Here is a 5323-nt window from a genome sequence, read left to right as displayed (position 1 = left end):
GCGCCCACTTATACTACCAAATCATTCCTCTTCAGTCAACTACTTTTTTTAAAAAGTTTTGTTCCTTATATATAAAACCCAAATTATAGACATGTTCGCTAATTTCAAACAACTGCACATCATTATTATACAATTGTAAAAAATGAGAAAAATAAAATGTTTTTTTCATTTTTTTACATTTTTTCTTTCAATGCGATTTCATAAGTGCTATACTTTACAAGAAAGTTTACAATTTCAAGGAGGATACAATGGCAAACTTAGAAAAACTATATGAAACTGTCGTTAGCCGTCAACCTAACGACAAAGAATTCTTGCAAGCTGTGCAAGAAGTTTTCGAGTCTTTAAAAGTAATTGAAAAAGTTCATCCCGAACAATTAGATGATGATGTATTAACTCGCTTAGTTGAACCAGAAAGACAAATTATTTTCCGTGTTCCTTGGGTAGATGACAATGGTGTTACACAAGTAAACCGTGGATATCGTGTTGAATTTAACTCTGCAATTGGTCCATATAAAGGAGGAATTCGTTTCCATCCATCTGTTAATATCTCTATTATTAAATTTTTAGGATTCGAACAAATCTTTAAAAATTCTTTAACAACTCTTCCAATGGGAGGCGGAAAAGGTGGATCTGATTTTGATCCAAAAGGAAAATCTGATCGTGAAATCATGGCATTCTGTCAAAGCTTTATGACCGAATTATATCGTCATATTGGACCAAATACAGACGTTCCAGCTGGTGACATTGGAGTTGGTGGACGCGAAGTCGGTTATTTATTCGGTCAATATAAACGATTGAAAAATGAATTCTCTGGTGTATTAACTGGTAAAGGATTATCTTTTGGTGGTTCTTTAGTTCGTACAGAAGCCACTGGATATGGATTATGTTATTTTACACAAGCTTTATTAAAAGACAATGGTACTAGTTTTGAAGGTAAAAATGTTGCAATCTCTGGTTCTGGAAACGTAGCTATTTATGCTTGTCAAAAAGCTACTCAATTAGGTGCTAAAGTCTTAACAATGTCAGATTCAAATGGATTTATTTACGATCCAAACGGAATTGATTTAGACTTAGTAAAAGAAATTAAAGAAATTCGTCGTGGTCGTATTAAAGAATATGTAGATGTTCATCCAGAAGCAACTTATACAGCAGGACAACGTCCATGGTCTGTAAAAGTAGATGTTGCTCTTCCATGTGCGACACAAAATGAATTGGATTTAGAAGACGCCAAGGCATTGGTAAGCAATGGTGTCTTTGCGGTATGTGAAGGAGCAAACATGCCTACAACACCAGATGCGATTAAATACTTACAAGAAAATGGTGTATTATATGCACCAGGTAAAGCAAGTAATGCAGGTGGTGTTGCTTGTTCTGGATTGGAAATGTCACAAAATGCACAACACCTTTCTTGGTCAGCTGAAGAAGTGGATCAGAAACTGGAACAAATTATGGTTACCATTTTCAACACTTGTCGTGATACTGCGAAAGAATATGGTTGTGACAAACAATATGAAATTGGTGCCAACATTGCTGGTTTCTTAAAAGTAGCCACTGCAATGAAAGCACAAGGAACTGTATAGAAAGAGCCAATTGGCTCTTTTTGTTTTATATTGATAAACACTTGTCAAATAATCATGTACATTTTCGTTTTTCTTTGTTATAGTATAAACATTGAAAAGTGAGGAAAAAAATATGGATATGAATGTTGTTTGTTTAGATATGGAAGGTGTGCTGGTTCCAGAAATCTGGATTGCTTTTGCACAGGAAACTGGAATTGAGGAACTCAAGAAAACAACGCGCGACGAACCAGACTATGATAAATTAATGAATTATCGTTTACAGATTTTAAAAGAACATGGATTGGGTTTAAAAGAAATTCAGGAAACCATCGCTAAAATTGAGCCTATGCCAGGTGCCAAAGAATTTTTAGACAAATTAAGAGAAATCACACAAGTCATTATTTTAAGTGATACTTTTACCCAGTTTGCACAGCCTCTGATGAAAAAATTAGGATGGCCAACAATTTTCTGTAATACATTGGAAGTCAGTGAAGACGGAACCATTACTGGATATAAAATGCGATGTGAGAAATCAAAATTAACTACCGTAAAAGCTTTACAATCTTGTGGATTTCAAACCATTGCTTCCGGAGACAGTTTCAATGATTTAGGCATGATTCAAGCCAGTAAAGCAGGTTTCTTATTTAAGAGCACAGAGCAAATCAAAAAAGACTATCCTCAGTATCCGGCTTTCGAAGAATACGATGAATTGTTTGAAGCGATTCAAAAGGCTTTATAAAGTGAAATGAAAATTTCACTTTTTTTATTTTTCAAATCTCATTGAAACAAAAAACATAAACGAGTAAGATATACTTATTAAGATTTTATAAAGATTTATAAAGGATACATTAAGATATTATGAATATTATTATTGTTGGAATGGGAAAAGTAGGATTTGAAATTACTAAACAACTCGATGAAGAAGGTCATGACATTACTGTCATTGACAACAATGTTGCAGTTTTAAATAAAGTTACAAATCAACTTGATGTTGATGTTGTATTGGGAAGTGGCGGAGATACAGAAGTATTGATGGCATCTAAAGTGGATCAAGCTGACTTAGTTATTGCAGCAACGTCCAGTGATGAAATCAATATTATTTGTTGTTTCATTGCTAAAAAAATGGGAGCCAGCCACACAATTGCGCGTATTCGCAATCCACAATATCGTCAAACCACTCGTTTATTGAAAGAAGAACTGGGATTAAGTATGTCTATTAATCCAGAAGAAGTAGCCGCTCGTGAAATACTAAAGAGCTTGAGTTATCCATCCCAGATTAAGGTGAATAGTTTTGCGAATGGAAAAAGTGAATTAGTGGAATTTAAAATAGTAGAGCATAGTCCATTAATTGGTCTTCCTATACATAAAATTAATTTCATCTTGAAAACCAATGTCTTATTTTGCGCTATAGAACGAAAAGATGAAATTCATATTCCTGAAGGTTCTACCATTATTGAACAAGGAGATAAAATCACTTTTACAGGATCAACCAAAGACATTGAAAAATTTTTATATAAAAATGGAATTCAAAGAACACGTCCTCTTCGTGAAGTTATGATTGTTGGTGGTGGGAAAATAACATTCTACTTAACAAGGCTTCTATTGGATTTAGGCATCGATGTTCGAATTATTGAAAAAAATAAAGATCGTTGTTTAAATTTAGTGGAACAATTTCCACAAGCTACTATCATCCAAGGCGATGGAACTGACCACGAATTTTTAATGAGTGAATCTTTGCAGGAAATGGATTCCTTTATTGCTTTAACCGATAACGATGAAGAAAACGTTATTGTTTGCATGTTCGCTTCAAAAAATGGTGTATCACGTGTTCTGCCAAAAATTAATCGCGTTTCTTTAGGATTTTTATTAGAGAAATTAGGACTTCAAAATGCAATTACACCAAAAATATTATGTGCTAATCAAATTGCACAATACGTTCGTGCCATGCAAAACAGTGTCGGCAGCAACGTAGAATCTTTAATGACAATTATGGATTCTCGTGTTGAAATCTTAGAATTCCGTATAAGAGATAATTGTAAATTTATTGGGAAACCATTAAAAGAAGTTCAATTTAAAAAAGACATTTTAATTGGTTATTATTCACGTAAAGGAATTATTACTGTAGCCAAAGGAGATTCTGTTATTTTAAAGGGTGACACCGTTGTGATTTTTAGTCTGAAAAAAGGATTGAGGGATATTAACGATGTACTGGACAAATAAGATCAAACAATTAAATTGGTCAATTATTTTACGTATTATTGGATTTGTTTTGATTGTTGAAGCCATTTTACTTGTATTTCCATTATTTATAAACTTTCTCTATCATGACTTTCAAACAATGGCCTATGTTCTTCCTATTCTAATTTGTTTAGGAACCGGAATCCCTTTATCAAAAATTCAATCCAAAAAAGGATTCATTTTTGCACGAGATGGTTTATTTGCAGTGGGACTATCCTGGATTGTGATGTCTATATTAGGAGCTCTTCCCTTTGTTCTTTCAAAAGACATTCCCAATTATATCAATGCTCTATTTGAAACCATTTCTGGATTTACCACTACTGGTTCTAGTATATTAACGGACATTGAATCCTTAAGCCACGCCAATTTATTCTGGCGAAGCTTTACACATTGGATTGGAGGAATGGGTGTTCTTGTCTTTGTTTTAGCTATTATTCCTGGTAGTAATGACCGGACTATGCACATTATGCGTGCTGAAGCACCTGGCCCTACTATAGGAAAATTAGTGCCTCGCATGAAACAAAGCGCCATGATTTTATATAAAATCTATGTTTTTTTAACAATTGTATTGATTCTATTATTATGGATAGGTGGAATGCCTCTTTTCGATTCTTTCTGCCATGCCTTTGGAACAGCAGGAACCGGTGGCTTTAGTATTAAGAATTCAGGAATTGGTGGATACAATAGTGTCTATATTGATGTTGTGATTACCGTTTTCATGTTGTTGTTTGGAATCAATTTTAATATGTATTATTTTTTGTTGATGAAACAATTTAAACAAGTCTTTAAAAACGAAGAATTTAAAACTTATATTGGAATCGTAATCACTTGCATTCTCATGATTGCTATCAATATACATTCTCTTTATCCAAATTTTTTAGAAGCTCTGCGCTATGCTGGTTTTCAAGTCGCAACCATTATTACAACCACTGGATATGCGACTTGTGACTTCAATATATGGCCTATGTTTTCAAAGATTATTTTATGGTTGCTGATGATACTTGGAGCTTGTGCTGGAAGCACTGGAGGTGGCTTAAAAGTCTCTCGTTTCTTAATTATTATCAAAAAACTAAAACTTGATATTCAGCGATTGATTCATCCTCAGAAAGTGGATGCCATTTCAATGGATGGAAAAATTGTGAACGATGAACTGGTTCATCAAATTACATCGTATTTCTGTTGTTTTATGTTTTTTACATTTATTTGTATTTTAATTGTTTCTTTCGATAACTTTGATTTTGAAACCACTGTTACATCGGTTTTTGCATGCGTGGGAAATATTGGACCTGGTTTTGGAATATGTGGTCCAATGGGAAATTTTTCAAGTTTTTCTTATTTATCAAAAATTGTTCTAAGCATTGCCATGTTGGTGGGACGCTTGGAAATCTATCCAATTATTATTTTTATTGTTCCATTTTTAAAGCCAGTAAAATTGAAAAAAAGAATGTAAAAAAACAGATCAGCCGATCTGTTCAGACTGTTGACAAAGTAATAGTCGACAGTCTTTTTTTTATTTGATAGAATAG

At 33.4% G+C, this 5323-nt stretch carries 4 protein-coding genes; all 4 read left to right on the top strand.

Annotated elements, in window-relative coordinates; all coding sequences use genetic code 11:
* Positions 1 to 248: 248 nt before the first annotated feature.
* The 4 genes from gdhA (at position 249) to ACI32A_RS08630 (ending at position 5247) form a co-directional block, all read left to right on the top strand.
* On the top strand, positions 249 to 1580 hold the full coding sequence (gene gdhA, locus ACI32A_RS08645) for an NADP-specific glutamate dehydrogenase (protein ID WP_439754655.1): 1332 nt from the start codon (positions 249 to 251) through the stop codon (positions 1578 to 1580).
* A gap of 112 nt (positions 1581 to 1692) precedes the next feature.
* Positions 1693 to 2298 carry a bifunctional phosphoserine phosphatase/homoserine phosphotransferase ThrH gene (gene thrH / locus ACI32A_RS08640; RefSeq protein WP_439754654.1) on the top strand — a complete coding sequence of 202 codons (606 nt, stop codon included), beginning with the start codon at positions 1693 to 1695 and terminating at the stop codon, positions 2296 to 2298.
* A 119-nt stretch (positions 2299 to 2417) separates the two neighbouring features.
* On the top strand, positions 2418 to 3779 hold the full coding sequence (gene trkA / locus ACI32A_RS08635) for a Trk system potassium transporter TrkA (RefSeq protein ID WP_439754653.1): 1362 nt from the start codon (positions 2418 to 2420) through the stop codon (positions 3777 to 3779).
* Entirely contained in the window at positions 3763 to 5247 is a 1485-nt protein-coding gene (locus ACI32A_RS08630; protein WP_439754652.1) for a TrkH family potassium uptake protein, read from the top strand. Before trkA ends, ACI32A_RS08630 begins: the two co-directional genes overlap by 17 nt.
* The last annotated feature ends 76 nt before the right edge of the window (positions 5248 to 5323 follow it).

It is taken from the genome of Floccifex sp., assembly GCF_051873555.1.
Taxonomy (GTDB): Bacteria; Bacillota_I; Bacilli_A; order Erysipelotrichales; family Erysipelotrichaceae; genus Floccifex.
Note: the sequence above shows the minus strand (reverse complement) of the source record. Positions and strands in the feature narration are given on the sequence as shown.